We start from the raw sequence: 20,540 nt of genomic DNA, 5'->3' as shown, positions 1-20,540 counted from the left end.
GAGGTTTCATGATGAGCAAAGTCAAACAAGCAGATATCGACCAGCTGATCGTCCTGGTTGGCGGACGCGATAACATCGCAACCGTCAGTCATTGCATTACCCGCCTGCGCTTTGTGCTGAACGATCCGGCCAAAGCTAACCCGAAAGCGATTGAAGAGCTTTCGATGGTAAAAGGTTGCTTTACCAACGCCGGGCAGTTCCAGGTGGTTATCGGCACAGAAGTGGGCGATTACTATCAGGCTCTGCTGGCTACCACTGGCCACTCATCTGCTGATAAAGAGCAGGCGAAGCTCGCCGCACGTCAAAATATGAAATGGCACGAGCAGTTGATCTCGCACTTTGCAGAGATCTTCTTCCCGCTGCTGCCGGCGCTCATCAGCGGGGGCTTGATCTTAGGGTTCCGTAACGTGATCGGCGATGTGCCGATGAGCGATGGCAAAACCCTGGCGCAAATGTATCCCGCGCTGAAAACCGTTTACGACTTCCTGTGGCTGATTGGTGAAGCCATCTTCTTCTACCTGCCTGTCGGAATTTGCTGGTCGGCGGTGCGCAAGATGGGCGGCACGCCAATCCTGGGGATTGTCCTTGGCGTCACGCTGGTGTCTCCGCAGTTAATGAACGCTTACTTACTGGGTCAGCAGGTGCCGGAAGTCTGGAACTTCGGCCTGTTCACTATCGCGAAAGTGGGCTATCAGGCGCAGGTGATTCCGGCGTTACTGGCAGGTCTGGCGCTGGGCTTTATTGAGACTCGCTTAAAACGCATCGTCCCGGATTACCTGTATCTGGTGGTGGTGCCGGTCTGTTCCCTGATTATCGCCGTGTTCCTTGCTCACGCCTTTATCGGCCCGTTTGGCCGCATGATTGGCGACGGCGTGGCCTTTGCGGTACGTCACCTGATGACCGGTAGCTTCGCGCCGATTGGTGCTGCGCTGTTTGGCTTCCTGTATGCGCCGCTGGTGATTACCGGCGTGCACCAGACCACGCTGGCCATTGATATGCAGATGATTCAGAGCATGGGCGGCACGCCAGTCTGGCCAATCATTGCGCTGTCTAATATTGCTCAGGCGTCTGCGGTCACCGGCATCATCATTATCAGCCGTAAGCATAACGAGCGTGAGATTTCCGTTCCGGCGGCTATCTCTGCCTACCTCGGCGTGACCGAACCGGCGATGTACGGTATCAACCTGAAATATCGCTTCCCGATGCTGTGCGCCATGATCGGCTCTGGCCTGGCGGGCCTGGTGTGTGGCCTGAACGGCGTGATGGCGAACGGGATTGGCGTGGGTGGCCTGCCGGGCATCCTCTCCATTCAGCCAGCCTTCTGGCAGGTGTTTGCGCTGGCCATGGCTATCGCGATTATTGTCCCGATGGCGCTGACCACCTTCGTTTATCAGCGTAAGTACCGTCAGGGCACGTTGCAGATTGTTTAACTTCATCTTTCGGGGCGCAATTGCGCCCCTTCGCATTTGCAGGAACGAACTATGAATACCCTTCCTCAGTGGTGGCAAAACGGTGTCATCTATCAGATTTACCCAAAGAGTTTTCAGGACACCACCGGATGCGGTACCGGGGATTTACGCGGCGTAACGCAGCGCCTCGACTACCTGAAAAATCTCGGTATTGATGCCATCTGGCTGACCCCGTTCTATATCTCTCCGCAGATTGATAACGGCTATGACGTGGCGAATTACACCGCCATCGACCCGGCATACGGCACGCTGGATGACTTTGACGAACTGGTCGCGCAGGCCCATTCTCGCGGCATCCGCATTGTGCTGGATATGGTGCTTAACCATACCTCAACCCAGCACGCATGGTTCCGCGAATCATTGAACAAAGAGAGCCCATATCGCCAGTTCTATATCTGGCGCGACGGCACGCCGGATGGCCTGCTGCCGAACAACTGGCGCTCTAAATTTGGCGGCAATGCCTGGCGCTGGCATGCGGGCAGCGAGCAGTATTACCTGCACTTGTTCGCCCCGGAACAGGCGGATCTGAACTGGGAAAACCCGGCAGTGCGCACCGAGCTGAAAAAAGTGTGCGAATTCTGGGCCGATCGCGGCGTGGACGGTTTGCGTCTCGACGTGATTAACCTTATCTCCAAAGATCAGACATTCCCGAATGACGAGCACGGCGATGGCCGTCGCTTTTACACCGACGGGCCGCGCGTTCACGAATATTTGCAGGAGATGAGCCGCGACGTCTTCACCCCGCGCAGCCTGATGACGGTGGGCGAGATGTCTTCCACCTCGTTAGAAAACTGCCAGCAGTACGCCTCCCTTGATGGACGCGAGCTGTCGATGACCTTTAATTTCCATCACCTGAAGGTGGACTACCCTGACGGCGAAAAATGGACGAAAGCGCAGCCCGATTACGTGGCGCTGAAAACCCTGTTCAGCCACTGGCAGCAGGGAATGCATAACGTGGCCTGGAACGCCCTCTTCTGGTGTAACCACGATCAGCCGCGCATCGTGTCGCGTTTTGGCGATGAGGGCGAGCATCGCGTCCCGGCCGCCAAAATGCTGGCGATGGTGCTGCATGGAATGCAGGGCACGCCGTATATCTACCAGGGTGAAGAGCTGGGCATGACCAACCCGCACTTCCGCCAGATCACGGATTATCGCGATGTGGAAAGCCTGAATATGTTCACCGAGCTGCGCGCCGCGGGCCGTGAAGCGGATGAACTGCTGGAGATCCTCGCCAGTAAATCCCGTGATAATGGCCGGACGCCAATGCAGTGGGATGCCTCGCCAAACGCCGGTTTTACGGCGGGTGAGCCGTGGATTGCGGTCTGTGATAACTACCAGAGCATTAACGCCAGCGCGGCACTGAGCGACCCGGATTCGGTGTTCTATACCTACCAGTCGCTGATTGCGCTGCGTAAAACGCTGCCGGTACTGACGTGGGGGGATTATCAGGATCTGCTCCCTGAGCATCCATCCCTGTGGTGCTACCGTCGTCAGTGGCAGGGGCAAACCCTGATCGTGGCGGCAAACCTCAGCAATGCGTGCCAGCAATGGCAGCCAGACATACAGAGCAGCGAATGGCAGGTAGTGATGAGTAACTATGCGGAAGCGGCCAACGCACCGCAGGCCATGACCCTGCGTCCGTTTGAAGCCGTCTGGTGGCTTCAGTCGTAATTTTCATCGCCGGGCATTGCAATATGCCCGGTTTACCTTACTGTTTTTGTTGAATAATTAATCAGATTTTTCTCACGACAATTTACAATCGCTGTAGCGCCCGTCATTTGTACTCTCGTCTTTTTACTTTGTTCTGCATCAAATAAAACGCAAACATGTTTGATGCAAATCACTATATGTAGCACTTAAAATGCACGCCGACCCAACATCTTGTATTTATCGTCTACTATTCCTACAACAAGACGGCGACTCAGCTCTCCGGAATTGTGGATAACAACTGTCGGGAACGAGGGAAGTGACTGGGCTATCAATACATCAGCCCGGTGCAGTCTTCTCCACCTCTGTGGATAACCTGTTTTTAAAATGGAGTGATCATGACACCGCATGTGATGAAACGTGATGGCTGTAAAGTGCCGTTTAAATCAGAGCGCATCAAAGAAGCCATTCTGCGTGCAGCTAAAGCAGCGGGAGTCGATGACGCAGATTATTGCGCCACCGTCGCAGAAGTCGTTAGCAGCCAGATGACCGAACGTAGCCAGGTGGATATCAGCGAGATCCAGACCGCTGTTGAGAACCAGCTGATGGCAGGCCCGTACAAGCAGCTGGCCCGCGCGTACATCGAATACCGTCACGACCGTGACGTCCAGCGCGAAAAACGTGGTCGTCTGAACCAGGACATTCGCGGCCTGGTCGAGCAAACCAACTCTGCGCTGCTCAACGAAAACGCCAACAAAGACAGTAAAGTGATTCCTACCCAGCGCGACCTGCTGGCCGGTATTGTTGCCAAACACTATGCCCGTCAGCACCTGCTGCCGCGCGATGTGGTTTCCGCGCACGAGCGCGGTGAGATCCACTACCACGATCTCGACTACTCGCCGTTCTTCCCGATGTTCAACTGTATGTTGATCGACCTGAAAGGGATGCTGACCCACGGCTTTAAAATGGGTAACGCCGAGATTGAGCCGCCAAAATCTATCTCTACTGCCACGGCAGTAACCGCGCAAATTATCGCGCAGGTTGCCAGCCACATTTACGGCGGCACCACCATTAACCGTATTGATGAAGTGCTGGCGCCGTTTGTCACAGCGAGCTTCAACAAACACCGTAAAACCGCCGAAGAGTGGCAGATCCCGGACGCGGACGGCTATGCGCATTCGCGTACTGAAAAAGAGTGCTATGACGCATTCCAGTCGCTCGAATATGAAGTGAACACACTGCATACCGCTAACGGCCAGACCCCGTTTGTGACCTTTGGCTTTGGCCTGGGCACCAGCTGGGAATCGCGTCTGATCCAGCAGTCGATTCTGCGCAACCGTATTTCTGGTCTCGGCAAAAATCGCAAAACCGCCGTGTTCCCGAAACTGGTGTTCGCTATCCGCGATGGCCTGAATCATAAGTTTGGCGATCCGAACTACGACATCAAACAGCTGGCGCTGGAATGCGCAAGCAAGCGTATGTACCCGGACATCCTGAACTACGACCAGGTGGTGAAAGTCACTGGTTCGTTCAAAACGCCAATGGGCTGCCGCAGCTTCCTCGGCGTGTATGAAGATGAAAATGGCGAGCAGATCCACGACGGGCGTAACAACCTGGGCGTGATCAGCCTTAACCTGCCGCGCATCGCGCTGGAAGCCAAAGGCAATGAAGCCGCCTTCTGGACACTGCTGGATGAGCGTCTGCAACTGGCCCGTAAAGCGCTGATGACCCGTATTGCGCGCCTGGAAGGGGTGAAAGCCCGCGTCGCGCCAATCCTCTATATGGAAGGGGCCTGCGGCGTGCGTCTGAAAGCGGACGATGACGTATCAGAGATCTTCAAAAACGGCCGTGCGTCTATTTCTCTGGGTTACATCGGCATTCACGAGACCATTAACGCGCTGTGTGGCGACACACATATGTACGACAGCGAAGCCCTGCGTGAGAAAGGCGTCGCTATCGTCCAGCGTCTGCGCGATGCGGTTGACCAGTGGAAAGATGAGACGGGCTACGGTTTCAGCCTGTACAGCACCCCAAGTGAAAACCTGTGCGACCGTTTCTGTCGCCTGGACACCGCAGAGTTCGGCATTGTGGAAGGCGTAACCGACAAAGGTTACTACACCAACAGCTTCCACCTGGACGTTGAGAAAAAGGTTAACCCGTACGACAAGATCGACTTTGAAGCGGCTTACCCGCCAATCGCCAGCGGTGGTTTCATCTGTTACGGCGAGTACCCGAATATCCAGCACAACCTGAAAGCGCTGGAAGACGTGTGGGATTACAGCTACCAGCACGTGCCGTATTACGGCACGAACACGCCAATCGACGAGTGCTACGAGTGCGGTTTCACCGGTGAGTTTGAGTGCACCAGCAAAGGCTTCACCTGCCCGAAATGCGGTAATCACGATGCGGCCCGCGTTTCCGTCACCCGCCGCGTGTGCGGTTATCTTGGTAGCCCGGATGCACGTCCGTTTAACGCCGGTAAGCAGGAAGAGGTGAAACGCCGGGTGAAACATCTGGGGAATGGGCAGATAGGTTAAGTTTTTCGCCGGATTTTCCCCCTCACCCTAGCCCTCTCCCTCAAGGGAGAGGGAACCGATCGAGCACATTGTTGAGCCTGACGCCGGTTTTCTCCCTCTCCCTGTGGGAGAGGGCCGGGGTAAGGGCATCAGGTTAACGTTATGAATTACCACCAATACTACCCCGTCGACATCGTCAACGGCCCCGGCACCCGCTGCACCCTGTTCGTTTCAGGCTGCGTTCACGAATGCCCGGGCTGCTACAACAAAAGCACCTGGCGTGTAAATTCCGGGATGCCATTCACCCAGGAAATGGAAGACCGGATCATCAACGACCTGAACGACACGCGCATTCACCGCCAGGGGATTTCGCTGTCGGGCGGCGATCCGCTACACCCGCAAAACGTACCGGAGATCCTGAAGCTGGTTAAACGCATTCACCGCGAGTGCGAGGGAAAAGATATCTGGGTGTGGACAGGCTATAAGCTGGATGAACTGAACACTGCCCAAATGGAGGTGGTGGATCTGATCAACGTGCTGGTCGATGGCAAATTCGTGCAGGATTTAAAAGACCCGGCGCTGATCTGGCGCGGCAGTAGCAACCAGGTTGTGCATCACTTGCGGTGATTAAAGGCGGATATCCTCTATCCGCCTTCATCTCAAAACCGGCTCAAACTCTCCATCGCCACCGCCTTAAACCCGGCAAAATCCTTGCAGCCACAAAGCCGCGTCATTGCCCGTTCGCGCAGGAAAGTGACGAAAATATCGTAGATCGCCATTGCCTCTTCATACTCGCTTTTGCTGATGGCGAGCAGGAAAATCACGTGCGCAGTTTCATCGCCCCACGGGATGCCGTGCGGTGCCAGCACCGTATAGACCACGGTTTTCTGCGCCAGCAGGCCCAGGGAGTGCGGCAATGCAATCCCTTCACCGAGCATGGTGCTAACGATCGCCTCACGCTCGACCACGGAATCCAGAAACTCCGCGCCGACAAAACCTTCGCTTTCAAGCTGCCCGCACAATTCACGGAACAGCGTCTGCTGGTCGATAGGTTCATCGATAATGCGGAAATGGGCGGCGTCGAAGTATTTATCCAGCATCCACGGTCGGGTGCGGTCCACCAGCACCAGCTTGCCGATTTGTTCAAGCTGGTAGTCGGTCGGGAACGGGGCGATCATCACCACCGGTTTCGCCTTTTCGCTGATGCGCGCCGTTGAGATAACAAAGTCTTCGCTGAGGCTTTCTGCCTGCTCGTACTCGCGCAGCGTGAGGGTGCGCGTCACCTCAATCTGCGGATATTTACGCTGGAGCACCGCCTCAATCATTCTCACCATCGCGTTGCCCGCATCACACACCAGCAGCACGCGGGGCTGGCGCTGGTAGCCAATATTGTAGTGGCGTTCCAGTCCGACGCCGATATGCAGTACCAGGAAACCAATCTCGTTTTCGCTGATCACATACGGCGTGTATTTACCCCAGCTTGATACCGCCGCCAGGGTCATATCCCAGGCCATCGGGTAGTGCTGTTTGATATTATCCAGCAGCGGGTTGGGGATCATGATTTGATACCGCACGCGGGTGATCATGGTTTTAATGTGCGTGAGCAAATCCGCGTGCAGCTGCTCATCACTGAGCAGGTTGTAGTTATAGTGGGTGTTGATGTAGCGCAGGATGTAATTGACCAGCGCTTCGTCATCGTCGGCGTTGATGGCGCTTGGGGCAATCTCCTGGATCTGGCGCGCAGCAATGTGCACGCAAAGCCAGCTCTCTTCCGAGGGGGCCAGCGCCTTGCCCGCCAGTTGTTGAATGGTCACCGCGATGTCTTTCGCCGCGTCCCGCACGTTCTCTTCCACATCTTCCGCGTGGAACTCCGGCAGGGGATAGCCTTCGCTGATACGGCGCACCGACACCGCGCAGTACAGGCGCAGGAACAGTTCACCTTCGTCCGTCAGGCGGATGTGGTGGCGGGTGAGCGCATCATGCAGCACCGAGACCATCTGTTCAGGCACGCCTGCATTCAGCGCCACTTCGGTGACCAGCGGGTTCAGGCTGTCCTGCTGCGCCAGCTCCCAGAGCAGGTCGGTCAGACAGGCGCGGGTCGCCATCTCGCTGCCAAACAGCTTCATGCCGTGGCGCGGACGGGTTTCCAGGGTCAGGTTGTAACGGTGGAACCACTCGCGCACTTCCACCATGTCACTTTGCAGCGTGGCGCGGCTGACAAACCATTCGTCGGCCAGATCTTCCAGCTTTAGCGAAAAGGCCGATGTCAGAAAACGCACCACCAGATAGTGCACCCGCTCCGGCCCCGTGCGGGGAATACGCAGCGCGCGCGGATGAGAATCCTGAAGCTGCTGATAGCGCACCACATCGTCGATTTTGAGCTGGTAACCATTCCCCCGGCTCAGAATAAACTGTGCGCCGTGGCCTGCCAGCAGCGCATTCAGGGCCGTGATATCAGCACGGACGGTACGCGTGGACACCGACAGCCGCTGCGCCAGCTCGTCCTGTGGCAGCGTTTCGTTTTGCAACAGTTCGAAAAGTTGCGCTAAACGTTGGTTCGGGAATCGCACGTCGTTGTCCTCTTACGGCTCAGGGAGAAGGTGAAATGACCATCTGGGATGGACTGCCAACCGGCGTATAGTCCGGCTCGAAGCTGAGTTTGCCGTCTTCCGCTACGCGGAATCGGGTGATGTTGTCGCTGCGCTGATTCATGACGTAGAGCCATCGCCCTTGTTTATCCAGCGTCAGCGAGCGCGGGTAATCACCACGCGTCCAGACATCGTCCTGATGCGTCAGCGTGCCATCTGCTGTTACGGTAAAGTGCCCGATGCTGTTATGCAAACGGTTAGCTACATACAGCTGTTTACCGTCTGCACTTAATGCCAGCCCGGCGGCAAAACTGGTGCCTTTATAGCCTGCTGGCAACGCCGAAAGCGTTTTGCCCTCTTTCAGGGTGCCATTTGCATTCACGGCATAGTGGGTCAGCGTAGACGCCTCTTCGTTAATCAGCCACAAAGCATCGCCTTTTGGCGTAAAGACGAAGTGGCGCGGCCCGGCCCCTTTTGAGGAGGCGCTGATAAACGGCGGATCGTTCGGCGTCAGCTTTCCGCTTTGATCGTCAAAACGGTACTGATAGATACGATCCAGCCCAAGATCGGTGGAAAAAACATACTTTCCGCCAGGATCGGCGGCGATCATGTGCGCATGTGGGCCATTATGATCGCTTACCGCAAAACTCCCTTCCGCTGCGGCTTGCGGTTTAGCGGCGCCCGGTTCACCCTGATCCTGATGGGTATCCGATGCATCCCCCAGGCTGCCGTCCGCCTTCACGGGCAACACGGCAATGGAACCACTCACATAGTTTGCCACCAGCAGATGACGGCCATTTGGCGTTAAAGAGAGATAAACCGGGCCAGCCCCACCGGAAGCCACCTGATTTAATTCACTCACCGCGCCGTTATCCCCTACGCGTAATGCCTGCACCACGCCCTGCTCCACTTCGCTTGCGACATAAAGCGTTTTGCCATCGTGCGAGACGGTAAGCTGCGCGGCATTGGGCAGTTTACTGACCAGCGTTTTACCGGTGAGCGCCCCGGTTTGCGGGTCAACGGTAAAGCGGTATAGCCCTTCTCCGTTGGGATTATAGGTTCCCACCCAGGCGTACTGCGGCTGGGCGATGGCGGCGGTGGCAAGTAAAGAGAGTGAAGCGACAAGCAGGCTACGGTTGTGCATGGTGGCTCCTTCGGGTTTGTGCGTCATTTGCCCCCTCACCCTAACCCTCTCCCCAAAGGGGAGAGGGGACGATTACACCCTCTCCCCTTTGGGGAGAGGGCTGGGGTGAGGGGTGTTGTTTTTACTTAACCAGTTTCTTCGTCATCTCAAGCAGCGTGCGCACATCTTCCGGGCGCGTGTCGCCGCTGGCTTTGTCGATAATTGAGCTGTAGATATGCGGGATGATTTTGCTCACGCCGGCATCCAGCGCAATCTGCAAAATCTCCTCATAATTTTCCAGATCGATACCGCCGGTCGGCTCCAGCCAGAAGTCGTGGCGGGCGCAGGCTTCCGCTACCGCTTTGTACTCGTCACGGCATTTCAGACCGCCCATCGGGAAGTACTTAATGGAGCTGCCGCCAAAATCTTTCAGCAGGGCAATTGCCGTTTCTACCGGTACGATGCCGTCCGGGGCCGCGCTGCTCAGCGGGCCGGTGGAGATTTTAACCATGCCGACAGTCCCGGTCGGTGAGACCAGACCGTTAACGACAGACTCATTTTGTCCCAGCAGCGCGCGGCTGGTCGCCACGCCGGTAAAGACCTGATTCACGTGCTGCGGCTGTACCTGACGGGAGATCTCACTCACCATCGCCGACTGGTTCGGATCGCCCGCGCCCAGGCCAACAGACAGCGCGTTATCAATCAGCTGCGCATATTCGCGCATATCGGCCACCGCGCTTGCCACGTCCGGGTAATTTTTGGAGAGCACACCCACCAGCACATGGCCTTCTGCCGCTTCGTAAATGGCGCTGGCGTTAGCTTTTGAACCCGCCAGTACGTTCAGGCAGACACGGTCACGGTAAAAGTTGGGGGTCAGTTTCATGCTTTTTTCTCCTGTCCTAAAACTTCACTAATGCGGCAGTACACAATGTTCAGCTGCTCTGCGTTCACGCTGCGCACATCCGCTTCGATGATCCCTTCGTTGGCCTTGTAGCCACGGAAATAAATCGCATATTCGCCCTGCTTCAGGCGGGTCACCAGCTCGCCGGTACCCACGCCAGTGGTGGCTTCGTCGAACTTGATTTCAGCGCGCGCGATGTCGCGACCCGCGCTGTCCCAGACCACGCGCGCGGTGACGCCGTTCAGGGTGTTCAGCGCATCGATAAACGGCGTCATCTTCGCCACCATCTCCGCACCGTTCTCTTTGGTTGCTGTCAGGTAGTGTTCGATGGCGCAGGTCAGGCCGAGAATGCCCTCTTTACCCACCTTCATCGCGCGGCCAATGCCCGCCGTCTGGCGTTTCACCCACTCGACATACTGCGTTTTGCCGATCACCAGACCGCTGGTTGGGCCTTCGATCGCCTTCGCGCCGCTGTAGATCACGAGATCCGCCCCGGAACGGTAATACACGTGCAGATCCTCTTCTGCCGCCGCATCGACGATCAGCGGAAGATCGTGTTTACGCGCCACTACGGCGGCCTGCTCTACGCTAAGCATACTTTTCTGCACGCAGTGGTGAGATTTGATGTACAGGATCGCGGCCGTGCGCGGGGTGATTGCCGCCGCCAGTTGGTCGGCAGAGCATTCGTTTGCATAGCCCGCTTCCACCAGCTTGCCGCCGCCCAGCGCCACCATGGTGCCAACCGGCGCGCCAAAGTTAACGTTGTGGCCTTTCGGCAGCACGATTTCGTTGTTCTCAATCGGGGTGACGTGCAGGTTTTCCAGCAGCCAGTCGCTGTCTTTCACCAGCACCGCCGCCACAGACTGGGCAATGCCCGCAGAAGCGCAAGAGACAACGGTCGCCCCTTCCACATCCAGCAGGTTCGCAATGTATTCACCGGTTTTGTTCACCAGGTCTTTCATCTCGAAGTACTGGTTCATCCCGTCCATCGCCGCCTGAACCACTTCCGGACGTGGCGTGGAGACACCCAGCGCCGTCATGCGGCCAGAGGTGTTGATAACCTGTTTTAAATTGTACTTCTCATAAATCGAAGGCATGTTCCGTGCTCCCTTGTTCGGTCATGTAGCCCTTGCCTGCGCGGATCGCGGCAAGCGGCACCAGAATGTGTTCAGCCTGAAGGCTTTCGTTTTCGGCATCGGTTAATACCGTTGGCTGGCGCTTAATAGTGAACAGCGTCAGGTCAGCGTCGAGACCAGGCTGGATGCGCCCTTTACGCGTCAGGCGCAAGCCGTCGGCGGCATTTGCGGTCACGCACTCAATCACCTGCGGCAGCGACATACCGATGGCGAGGAATTTCGACATCACGCTCGCCAGCGACCCGACCGGGCCGTTAATGCGGTTGCGGCAGTAGATATCTGAGCTGATGGTGTGCGGCAGAATGCCCATCGCGATGGCGCGCTTCGCCACCTCAAAACTGAAGCTCGCCGTACCGTGGCCCACGTCCAGACGTACGCCGCGTTTCAGGGCGCTGGTGATGGACGCGCGCAGCTCGCCGGATGGGGTCAGAATGCGGTTCGGTTTGCCGTTGTAGCAGTGGGTAATGATGTCGCCGGAACTCAGCAGCTCGGCAATTTCGTCGAGATTTGGCGGGTTGTTGCCAATGTGCACCATCAGCGGCAGGTCGCCGTTCTCTTTCTGGATAGCTTTGGCACGCTCCAGCGGGGTGATGCCATTTTCGCCGACCACGCTGCTGCTCATGCGCGCTTTCAGGCCGACGATAAAATCAGGGTGGCGTTTAACGGCCTGCTTCACGGCATCCGCGTCAATATTGGCCATATTGGCCAGCTCGTTCTGGGCAATCAGCCCCACGCGGGAGATATTCAGCAGGGCAAAGACCTCGGTTGAGGCCTTGCGGGTGATGGCGTAAAAATCGTCCACGTCATCCGCACCGGTACTGCCCGCATCCACTACGGAGGTCACGCCAGTGGCGATGCCTACGCTGTCCGGTTCGTCGTGGTAAATCGGGGAATTCGGGTAGCAGTGAACGTGGGAGTCAATCCAGCCTGCGCTGACGAACACTTCGCCATTAAGCTCAACCGTTTTACGGGCGGGGGCGTCAATCTCGCCAAGCGCCGCGATTTTCCCGTCCTGAATGGCGATATCGGTCAGGGTATCGTCGGTAAGGCGCGCACGGCGCAGGAGTAAATCAAACATGGGGTTCTCCTGATAAGACGGGCGCCGGAGCGCCCGCAGGTATTAAAGGGCGACCGGGAACAGCCAGCCCAACAGCATTGCACCGAGGATTGCACCGCCGGTGATTGGCTTCTGCCAGATATAGAACAGCAGCGCGCCCAACAGTGAACCGACACCGATTGGAATGGAGGCGGTCATGGCGCTGAGGATAATCAACGGGCCGAGGAAGCGGCCAGAGGCATTACCCGCGCCCATCATCACGTCAGCCCCGTAGGTGGAGTTGCTCTGATTGATGGTGAATTTACGCGCCAGGATGATGACGTAACCAATCGCCAGACCAATCACCAGGCCGGTAATCAGCGCAGCAATGAAGTTGGTCACCGGGAACATAATGCCCGCGCCCAGCAGCAGCGCTGGCACACCAAGGCCTACGCCGGTCTGGATCGCCCCGCCGATATCAAGAATACCGACCAGCGAGCCTTCAATGATGCGCGCGAACAGGAAGCTTGCGCCGAACGCCGCTACAGCCCCGTACACGCCGGTATCGATACCCGCTTTCAGCATCGCTACAAAGGCCACTTCGTTAAACGCGCCAATGCCATACAGGTAGTACATGTGCGTCCCGGCGAACACGCCGGAAGAGAGCAGGCCAACGAAGATCGGGAACGACCAGTCGGCATACCAAAAACCTTTATTCTGTTCCATTTAGAGACTCCTGTTACTTGCCGCTGAGCGAGTTGTGGATCATGTCGAGCCAGTTCGGCACGGTCAGATGGAAGGATTCGATCATCTTCATGTCGAAGCCGCGGAAGAAGCCGCTCAGCACGAACAGTGCGATGATGGCTGCCATCATCACTTTGGTGACGTGGTTCCAGCCGCTCTCTTCAACGCCTTTACCAATCAGGATACCCAGCACCAGACCCGGTACGGCGTTACCCATAATCAGCTGCGCTGCGCCGCCAAACACGGTGGCCCAGAAGCCGGATTTTTTGCCCGCATCGATAGCCGCCAGCCAGAAGATCACCGGCATCACGGTGTTCACCAGCAGGTTAGCTGCCGGTACCAGCACCTTAACGGCCGTCACCTGAAGTGCAGCCGGAACGGAAGAAGCGGTAAGGTTAAGGAAGGTCACGACGATCATGCCGATCACGCCGCAGGCAATCGCCATTTTGCGTGGATCGTGGAGTGTTTCACCGACATTACGGTTTTTGATCATCAGCGCCGCCGCGCCCCAGTTAGGGATGATGCGGTGGTCAACGTCCTGCGTGAACGCACCCGCGGCCACGGAAGAAGCCCAGGCGTTAAAGAAGAAGCCTAACCCAAAGGAGAAGTGAGAAGCCGGATCCCCTTCACAGGAGTTCAGTTCCCCCAACGTACGAAACGCGCCCATACCCTGAGTGGTAGGCGCATGAAACATGCGTGCAGCCCCGGCCCCAACACCGACGCCAACCAGGCCGCCAATGATGAGCGATTTTATTAATATAATTAAGAACATCAGTCTGCCCTTTTATGAATAATCAGCGTTGCGTGACGAAATCCACCTGGTCGAGATTGATGGCGGTCACGTTGACAGTCACATCCAGCTCCACGCTGTAGGTGCGTCTTTCCCGACGCAAAAAGAAGAACAGAAACGCTTCTTTTCGCACCGCTTCTTGCGCCTGAACGACCTGCACATCCTGTGGCTCAATACGCAGTAAGATATGCGGTGAGGCTTTCATCACCGCGGCCTGAACGTGGTTGAGTGCATCGGCAAAGGCGCGCGCTTTGGCATCGCCTTTTCCCTTCACTCTCACCGTGGTAGTGAATTGTTCTTTCATGCTTACGCGCCGTGCTTCTTCTGCCACGCCTGTACCAGACGCTCGCCCAGCTCTTCTTTGTCCATAAAGCCGAAGCCGAGTACGTTGCAGCCTTCGTTGATGGCGGTAACGCCCTCTTCCACTGAACGCATACCGTATTTGGCTTTGTAGCCATATTTGGTTTGTGCAGTGATGGCACCCGCACCGCCGCTGCCGCAGAAGGAGATGCCGAAGGTCGCGTTTTCCGCTTTCATCACGTCACCCAGCTTCATATCCGCTGCCATACCCGGCACAACCACCGCGCGTCCACCCGCTTTTTCGATACCGGCCGCCACTTTCTGACCTTTACCCAGGCGATCGCCAATCACGACTGTAATTTGTTCCATGTGTTGCTCCTTAAAGGTTGTCTTTTGCGACTTCAAAGTGAACGGAAAGCAGCCAGGCTTCTTCATCAGGAAGGTTGCCAAACTGCGCCACCACTTCGCGGGCAAGCCGCATTGAATCGGGTGAAATTTCGTCGAACAATTCCGCTTCGACTTCCGGCAGCGGCTCGCCGGTCACGGACCGGTGCGCCATCGCGCGAACGTGTGAAGTCAGCATCTGTTCCTGTACTGCATTGGGGATGATGTTGTGCCCGGCCAGCAGGGCATAAACCTGCTTAAGCATGGTGGTTGCGAGCTGCTCTGTTTGCACCGCCTGGTCTCCAACGTCGTTCATTACCGCTCCGTTAATCACTCGTCTTACCCCGTTAATGTCTCTGGGATAAAACTAACGTTGGCGGTTGATTGTTTGTAGCGAGTTGTTTTCCACTTCGAAGTGGAAAGGAGAGCGGCGGCAGTGATCTGTGCCACATAAATGCGTTGAATAATGACAATTCGCTGGATTTACGTGATGAATATCACGCAATCCTTCGACAAAACAGCAGGGCAGAAAACGAAAACATCTTGAGGGGGAGTCGCAGAAATGTGACAGCGATAGGGTTTACTTATTACGACGCATAAAAAAAGCGAGAGCATTACGCCCTCGCCTTCTGTTGTGTCAGATGCTGAGTCTGTTAGCGGTATTTTTTGTGGTAGGTGTTACGGGTGGTCACGAACTGCTCAGCCGCGGCCTGCGCCTCTTTCACTTTACCTTCATTCGCCAGCTTCAGTGCACCGTCAATCTGGCCGACCAGGATGTCAAAACCGTGGCGGTAATCTTTCATTTCCGCGCTGTCTGCCGCTTTGCTTTCCAGCTTTGGTGGCGTTGCGTTCTGCGCGTCCAGAGCCGCTTCACGCATTTTGGTTAATGCATCTTTCATTTCGGACGCATTATCGGTTTTTTGCACCACTTTCAGATTGGCGCTGAGGGTGTCCATATTGTCTTCAAGATCGGCAGCAAACGCAGTCGAACCAAGAACCAGCGTTGAGGCCGCGACGATCGCTAACAGGTGTTTACGCATTGCTCACTTCCTTTTTTATAATTAACAAAACGCCAAATCTATTGTCCGGCAATTTTCATTTCAGGCAGAAGAACTGAACCACACTGTATATTGCTACGTGTTTCAATATCGTTACCGACCGTAACGATATTGCGCCACATATCCTTCAGGTTGCCGGCGATGGTAATTTCGCTCACCGGATACTGAATTTCACCGTTTTCAACCCAGAAGCCCGCTGCACCGCGAGAGTAATCCCCGGTGATACCGCTTACGCCCTGCCCCATCAGCTCGGTGACCACCAGACCAGTGCCCATCTCTTTCAGCATCTGCTCAAAGTTCAGGCCCTGACCGGCAATGCGCCAGTTGTGGATACCGCCCGCGTGACCGGTGCTTTTCAGCCCCAGCTTACGCGCAGAGTAGTTGGTCAGCAGCCACTGAGTCAGCACGCCGTCTTTGATGATATCGCGACGTTCAGTGCGCACACCTTCGCTGTCGAACGGCGTGGAGGCCAGCCCTTTCAGCAGATGCGGGTGCTCTTCAATGGTCAGCCATTCCGGCAGGATCTGTTTGCCGAGTGAATCCAGCAGGAACGTGGACTTACGGTAAACTGAACCGCCCGCAATCGCCCCCACCAGGTGACCAAACAGACCGGTAGCCACTTCATTGGCAAAAATAACCGGCGCTTTCATGGTGGAGAGTTTACGCGGCGACAGGCGTGACAGCGTGCGCTCGGCGCACTCTTTACCGACCCACTCCGGAGACTGCAAATCGCCCAGCGCTCGGCCAATGGTGTACGCGTAATCACGCTCCATATCGCCATTCTCTTCGGCAATGACGCAGCTTGAAAGTGAATGACGGGTTGAGCAATAGCCCTGCAACATACCGTGGCTGTTGCCGAAAACTTTGATGCCATAGTGGCTGTTAAAGCTGCCGCCTTCGGTATTGGTGATGCGTTTATCCGCTTGCAGAGACGCCTGTTCTGCACGCGCAGCCAGTTCGATGGCCTCATCCGGGGTAACTTCCGCCGGGTGGAACAGATCCAGATCCGGTGCGTCGAACGCCAGCAGCTCTTTATCAGCAACGCCTGCGTAAGGATCGGGTGAGGTATAGCGCGCAATGTCCAGCGCGGCCTGCACAGTACGGGCAATGGCATCCGGGCTGAGGTCGGTCGATGACGCGCTACCTTTGCGATTCTGGTGATAAACCGTGATCCCCAGTGCGCCATCGCTGTTAAATTCAACATTTTCCACTTCGCCATAGCGGGTACTTACGCTAATGCCGGTGGTTTTGCTTACCGCCACTTCGGCGCCATCTGATTTACCTGAAGCCAGCGCCAGCGCTGTGGAGACTGCTTCTTCCAGAATCTTACGCTGCGCTTCAACTTGTGAGGTTACTTTCATCGCAAATGCCATACTGTAAGAGAGAGTTAAGTGAAGTCTATCAGAGAACCGTTTTTCAGTGCGCGTCTTAACTGGTAACATTAGCCTCTTTTTTTAAGGAGCCTGACATGACTAAGCAGCCCGAAGACTGGCTCGACGACGTTCCCGGTGATGACATCGAAGACGAAGATGATGAGATCATCTGGGTCAGTAAAAGTGAAATTAAACGCGACGCCGAAGAGTTAAAACAGCTTGGCGCGGAAATGGTAGAACTGGGTAAAAACGCGCTGGATAAGATCCCGCTCGACCAGGATCTGCGTGATGCCATTGAACTGGCACAGAAAATCAAAAAAGAAGGCCGTCGCCGCCAGCTTCAGCTTATCGGTAAAATGTTGCGTCAGCGCGACGTTGAGCCGATTCGCCAGGCTCTGGACAAGCTTAAGAACCGCCACAACCAGCAGGTTGCGTTTTTCCATAAGCTTGAGCAGATCCGCGACCGTCTGATTGAACAGGGCGATGACGCGGTACCGGAAGTCTTGAATCTGTGGCCAGACGCCGACCGCCAGCAGCTGCGTTCTTTGATCCGCAATGCGAAGAAAGAGAAAGAAGGGAATAAGCCGCCGAAGTCTGCGCGCCTGATTTTCCAGTATCTGCGCGAGCTGTCTGAGAACGACGAGTAATATCGAATCGTCTGTTCCCCTCACCCCGGCCCTCTCCCCTGTGGGGCGAGGGAGAAAAGAATGAAGGCCCGGTAAGCGCTAGCGCCACCGGGCTTTTTTTTACTCTGCGGCTGCGGCTTTAGCCTTTTTCGCCAGGCCATCCAGCAGTTTCTGATGGATGCCGCCAAATCCGCCGTTGCTCATCACCAGGATGTGATCGCCAGGCTGGGCGGTTTTCACCACCATATCCGCCAGGGTATCCACATCCGCACTCCAGTGTGCGGGCTGTACGCAAGCTTCAGCAACTTCCGCCACTTGCCATGGAATATGCTGAGGTTGCAGCAGGAACACTTCGTCCGCACGCCCTAAAGACGGCGCCAGATCGTCTTTACAGACGCCCATCTTCATAGTGTTTGAACGAGGCTCCAGCACGGCCAGGATACGTGCCGTTCCGCCAACTTTACCGCGCAGGGCAGCAAGCGTTGCCAGAATAGCCGTTGGGTGGTGTGCAAAATCGTCATACACCGTTACGCCGTGGGCTTCACCGCGCAGCTCCAGGCGACGGCGGGCATTCACGAATGACCCCAGCGCATTGGCCGCGTCCGCAGGCACTACGCCCACATGACGTGCCGCAGCAATCGCCATCAGGCCGTTGTGCATGTTGTGTTCGCCCACCAGGCCCCACTTCACCTCACCCACTTTTTCGCCGTCGAGCAGGACTTCCCACTCAGAGGCATCGGCATTGAGTTTTTTCGCCTGCCAGTGGCCTTGCTCGCCCACCAGCTCCTGCTCGCTCCAGCAGCCCATCGCCATCGTCTGTTTCAGGTTAATGTCGTTTTCCGGCAGGATGATACGGCCCTGGCCCGGGACGATACGCACCAGATGGTGGAACTGTTTCTGGATGGCTTTCAGGTCGTCAAAAATGTCTGCGTGATCGAACTCAAGGTTATTGAGGATCAGCGTGCGCGGGCAGTAGTGCACGAACTTGGAACGTTTATCGAAGAACGCGCAGTCGTACTCGTCGGCTTCGATCACAAAGAACGGGCTTTCACCCAGACGCGCAGAGACGTCAAAGTTGCCCGGCACGCCGCCGATCACAAAACCTGGCTTGTAACCACAGGCTTCGAGGATCCAGGTCGCCATCCCGGCGGTCGTGGTTTTACCGTGCGTACCCGCAACGGCCACAACCCAGCGATCGCGCAGCACGAAATCGTGCAGCCACTGTGGGCCAGACATGTATGGAATATTGCGTTCCAGCACCGCTTCAACACACGGATTACCACGGGTCATGGCATTGCCAATGATGACCAGATCCGGCTGCGGGTCTAACTGGCTGGCATCATAACCCTGAATAAGGTCAATGCCCTGATTCTCCAGAAGCGTGCTCATCGGCGGATACACATTGGCGTCCGAACCTGTTACTTCATGGCCCAGCGAGCGTGCCAGCATTGCCAGCCCGCCCATGAAAGTGCCACAAATCCCCAATATATGAATGCGCATACGTCACTATCCTTCTTCAATGTGGCGCACATTTTACTCACATGTCAGCGGGTGTGAAACGCATTTCAGGTAAATCCGTATTTTGCTGGCGCGATTCACCTCTGCGCTAATATTTGAATGTTTGTTAAGATTGTTGGGCTTTAGTCGTTTTAGTGAACATACGATCGCTCTACTCACATAAGATGCAGGGAAAGTGTTATGAAAACGTTAGGTGAATTTATTGTCGAAAAGCAGCACGAGTTTTCTCATGCTACGGGTGAACTCACTGCTTTGCTGTCGGCGATAAAGCTTGGCGCTAAGATCATCCACCGTGATATCAACAAGGCCGGTCTGGTCGATATCCTGGGTGCCAGCGGTGCCGAAAACGTGCAGGGCGAGGTTCAGCAGAAACTCGACCTGTTCGCGAATGAAAAACTGAAAGCTGCACTGCGCGCGCGCGACATCGTTGCGGGTATCGCCTCTGAAGAAGAAGATGAAATTGTCGTTTTCGAAGGGTGTGAACACGCAAAATACGTTGTACTGATGGATCCGCTGGACGGCTCCTCCAACATCGACGTTAACGTTTCTGTCGGCACTATTTTCTCCATTTATCGCCGTGTCACGCCTGTTGGCACGCCGGTGACCGAAGAAGACTTCCTGCAACCAGGCAGCAACCAGGTGGCGGCGGGCTATGTTGTCTACGGTTCATCCACCATGCTGGTGTACACCACCGGTTGCGGTGTTCATGCATTTACTTACGATCCTTCTCTGGGTGTGTTCTGTCTGTGCCAGGAGCGTATGCGCTTCCCGGAGAAAGGCAACACGTACTCCATCAACGAAGGCAACTACATCAAATTCCCTAATGGCGTGAAGAAGTACATCAAATTCTGCCAGGAAGAAGATAAAAACACCCAGCGCCCGTATACCTCTCGTTATATCGGCTCACTGGTGGCGGATTTCCACCGCAACCTGCTGAAAGGCGGGATTTATCTCTACCCAAGCACCGCCAGCCACCCGGACGGGAAGTTGCGCCTGCTGTACGAATGCAACCCGATGGCGTTCCTGGCGGAACAAGCCGGCGGCAAAGCCAGCGATGGCAAAGAGCGTATTCTGGATATCGTGCCAGAAAGCCTGCACCAGCGCCGTTCGTTCTTCGTCGGCAACAACCACATGGTGGAAGACGTAGAACGCTTCATCCGCGAGTTCCCCGACGCGTAACACCTCTCTCCAGGGGAGCCGATCCTGTATGAACCGGTCACATGGGTTACAGATCTGACCGGTCACATAGGTAACACTTTTTGACTTAATCGGCCCGGATTATACGATGATTTCTTCTGTCGTACCGGGCCAGTATCAGTTCACCAAAACCT

19 protein-coding genes are annotated in these 20,540 nt (G+C 56.0%); 6 read left to right on the top strand and 13 right to left on the bottom strand.

Annotated elements, in window-relative coordinates; translation table 11 throughout:
• Nucleotides 1-11 precede the first annotated feature (11 nt).
• The 4 genes from treB (at nucleotide 12) to nrdG (ending at nucleotide 6,259) form a co-directional block, all read left to right on the top strand.
• The gene (treB, locus tag F3J30_RS14905; RefSeq protein ID WP_211053284.1) at nucleotides 12-1,430 is read left to right on the top strand and encodes a PTS trehalose transporter subunit IIBC; all 1,419 of its coding nucleotides are present in this window, start codon (nucleotides 12-14) and stop codon (nucleotides 1,428-1,430) included.
• A 51-nt stretch (nucleotides 1,431-1,481) separates the two neighbouring features.
• A complete protein-coding gene (gene treC, locus F3J30_RS14900; protein ID WP_014068682.1) occupies nucleotides 1,482-3,140 on the top strand; it encodes an alpha,alpha-phosphotrehalase in 1,659 nt (552 codons plus the stop codon).
• 374 nt (nucleotides 3,141-3,514) lie between these two features.
• Entirely contained in the window at nucleotides 3,515-5,653 is a 2,139-nt protein-coding gene (gene nrdD / locus F3J30_RS14895) for an anaerobic ribonucleoside-triphosphate reductase (RefSeq protein WP_014068680.1), read from the top strand.
• A 141-nt stretch (nucleotides 5,654-5,794) separates the two neighbouring features.
• Nucleotides 5,795-6,259 (top strand): anaerobic ribonucleoside-triphosphate reductase-activating protein, encoded by a 465-nt coding sequence (nrdG, locus tag F3J30_RS14890; protein ID WP_166717732.1) that lies wholly within the window; start codon nucleotides 5,795-5,797, stop codon nucleotides 6,257-6,259.
• 32 nt (nucleotides 6,260-6,291) lie between these two features.
• Here nrdG and F3J30_RS14885 read toward each other — a convergent pair whose 3' ends face one another.
• The 12 genes from F3J30_RS14885 to pmbA all read right to left on the bottom strand — a co-directional run bounded on the left by F3J30_RS14885 (nucleotide 6,292) and on the right by pmbA (nucleotide 17,065).
• Nucleotides 6,292-8,202 carry a BglG family transcription antiterminator gene (locus F3J30_RS14885; RefSeq protein ID WP_166717731.1) on the bottom strand — a complete coding sequence of 637 codons (1,911 nt, stop codon included), beginning with the start codon at nucleotides 8,200-8,202 and terminating at the stop codon, nucleotides 6,292-6,294.
• A 19-nt stretch (nucleotides 8,203-8,221) separates the two neighbouring features.
• A complete protein-coding gene (locus F3J30_RS14880) occupies nucleotides 8,222-9,364 on the bottom strand; it encodes a lactonase family protein (protein WP_166717930.1) in 1,143 nt (380 codons plus the stop codon).
• Between the two features lie 121 nt (nucleotides 9,365-9,485).
• Nucleotides 9,486-10,226 (bottom strand): KDGP aldolase family protein, encoded by a 741-nt coding sequence (locus F3J30_RS14875; protein WP_166717730.1) that lies wholly within the window; start codon nucleotides 10,224-10,226, stop codon nucleotides 9,486-9,488.
• Entirely contained in the window at nucleotides 10,223-11,341 is a 1,119-nt protein-coding gene (locus tag F3J30_RS14870) for a DgaE family pyridoxal phosphate-dependent ammonia lyase (RefSeq protein ID WP_166717729.1), read from the bottom strand. The genes F3J30_RS14875 and F3J30_RS14870 overlap by 4 nt, the downstream gene beginning before the upstream one ends.
• Complete coding sequence (locus F3J30_RS14865; protein WP_166717728.1) at nucleotides 11,325-12,458, bottom strand: amidohydrolase/deacetylase family metallohydrolase; 1,134 nt, start codon at nucleotides 12,456-12,458, stop codon at nucleotides 11,325-11,327. The genes F3J30_RS14870 and F3J30_RS14865 overlap by 17 nt, the downstream gene beginning before the upstream one ends.
• Nucleotides 12,459-12,500: 42 nt before the next feature.
• Nucleotides 12,501-13,142 carry a DUF4310 family protein gene (locus tag F3J30_RS14860; protein ID WP_014068673.1) on the bottom strand — a complete coding sequence of 214 codons (642 nt, stop codon included), beginning with the start codon at nucleotides 13,140-13,142 and terminating at the stop codon, nucleotides 12,501-12,503.
• 13 nt (nucleotides 13,143-13,155) lie between these two features.
• On the bottom strand, nucleotides 13,156-13,932 hold the full coding sequence (locus tag F3J30_RS14855; protein ID WP_014068672.1) for a DUF4311 domain-containing protein: 777 nt from the start codon (nucleotides 13,930-13,932) through the stop codon (nucleotides 13,156-13,158).
• A gap of 22 nt (nucleotides 13,933-13,954) precedes the next feature.
• Nucleotides 13,955-14,254 (bottom strand): DUF4312 family protein, encoded by a 300-nt coding sequence (locus F3J30_RS14850; protein ID WP_006810338.1) that lies wholly within the window; start codon nucleotides 14,252-14,254, stop codon nucleotides 13,955-13,957.
• Nucleotides 14,255-14,256: 2 nt separating this feature from the next.
• On the bottom strand, nucleotides 14,257-14,619 hold the full coding sequence (locus tag F3J30_RS14845; protein WP_014068671.1) for an SFCGS family glycine-rich protein: 363 nt from the start codon (nucleotides 14,617-14,619) through the stop codon (nucleotides 14,257-14,259).
• Between the two features lie 10 nt (nucleotides 14,620-14,629).
• A complete protein-coding gene (locus tag F3J30_RS14840) occupies nucleotides 14,630-14,968 on the bottom strand; it encodes a glycine dehydrogenase (protein WP_166717727.1) in 339 nt (112 codons plus the stop codon).
• A gap of 319 nt (nucleotides 14,969-15,287) precedes the next feature.
• Nucleotides 15,288-15,674: a cytochrome b562 gene (gene cybC / locus F3J30_RS14835; RefSeq protein WP_166717726.1), complete on the bottom strand. Its 387-nt coding sequence runs from the start codon at nucleotides 15,672-15,674 to the stop codon at nucleotides 15,288-15,290.
• Nucleotides 15,675-15,712: 38 nt separating this feature from the next.
• Nucleotides 15,713-17,065, bottom strand: coding sequence for a metalloprotease PmbA (gene pmbA, locus F3J30_RS14830; protein WP_014068668.1), 1,353 nt, complete (start codon nucleotides 17,063-17,065; stop codon nucleotides 15,713-15,715).
• Nucleotides 17,066-17,160: 95 nt separating this feature from the next.
• On the opposite strand from pmbA, the gene yjgA reads away from it, so the two are divergent.
• Nucleotides 17,161-17,712, top strand: coding sequence for a ribosome biogenesis factor YjgA (yjgA, locus tag F3J30_RS14825; RefSeq protein WP_014068667.1), 552 nt, complete (start codon nucleotides 17,161-17,163; stop codon nucleotides 17,710-17,712).
• A gap of 99 nt (nucleotides 17,713-17,811) precedes the next feature.
• Here yjgA and mpl read toward each other — a convergent pair whose 3' ends face one another.
• Nucleotides 17,812-19,191, bottom strand: a complete 1,380-nt coding sequence (mpl, locus tag F3J30_RS14820) for a UDP-N-acetylmuramate:L-alanyl-gamma-D-glutamyl-meso-diaminopimelate ligase (RefSeq protein ID WP_166717725.1) — start codon at nucleotides 19,189-19,191, stop codon at nucleotides 17,812-17,814.
• Nucleotides 19,192-19,389: 198 nt separating this feature from the next.
• On the opposite strand from mpl, the gene fbp reads away from it, so the two are divergent.
• Nucleotides 19,390-20,388 carry a class 1 fructose-bisphosphatase gene (gene fbp / locus F3J30_RS14815; protein ID WP_014068665.1) on the top strand — a complete coding sequence of 333 codons (999 nt, stop codon included), beginning with the start codon at nucleotides 19,390-19,392 and terminating at the stop codon, nucleotides 20,386-20,388.
• The last annotated feature ends 152 nt before the right edge of the window (nucleotides 20,389-20,540 follow it).

The organism is Enterobacter sp. Tr-810 (assembly GCF_011752765.1).
In the GTDB taxonomy this organism is placed as follows: Bacteria; Pseudomonadota; Gammaproteobacteria; order Enterobacterales; family Enterobacteriaceae; genus Enterobacter; species Enterobacter soli.
The sequence above is the reverse complement of the archived record's forward strand: the minus strand, read 5'-3'. Positions and strand labels throughout refer to the sequence as shown.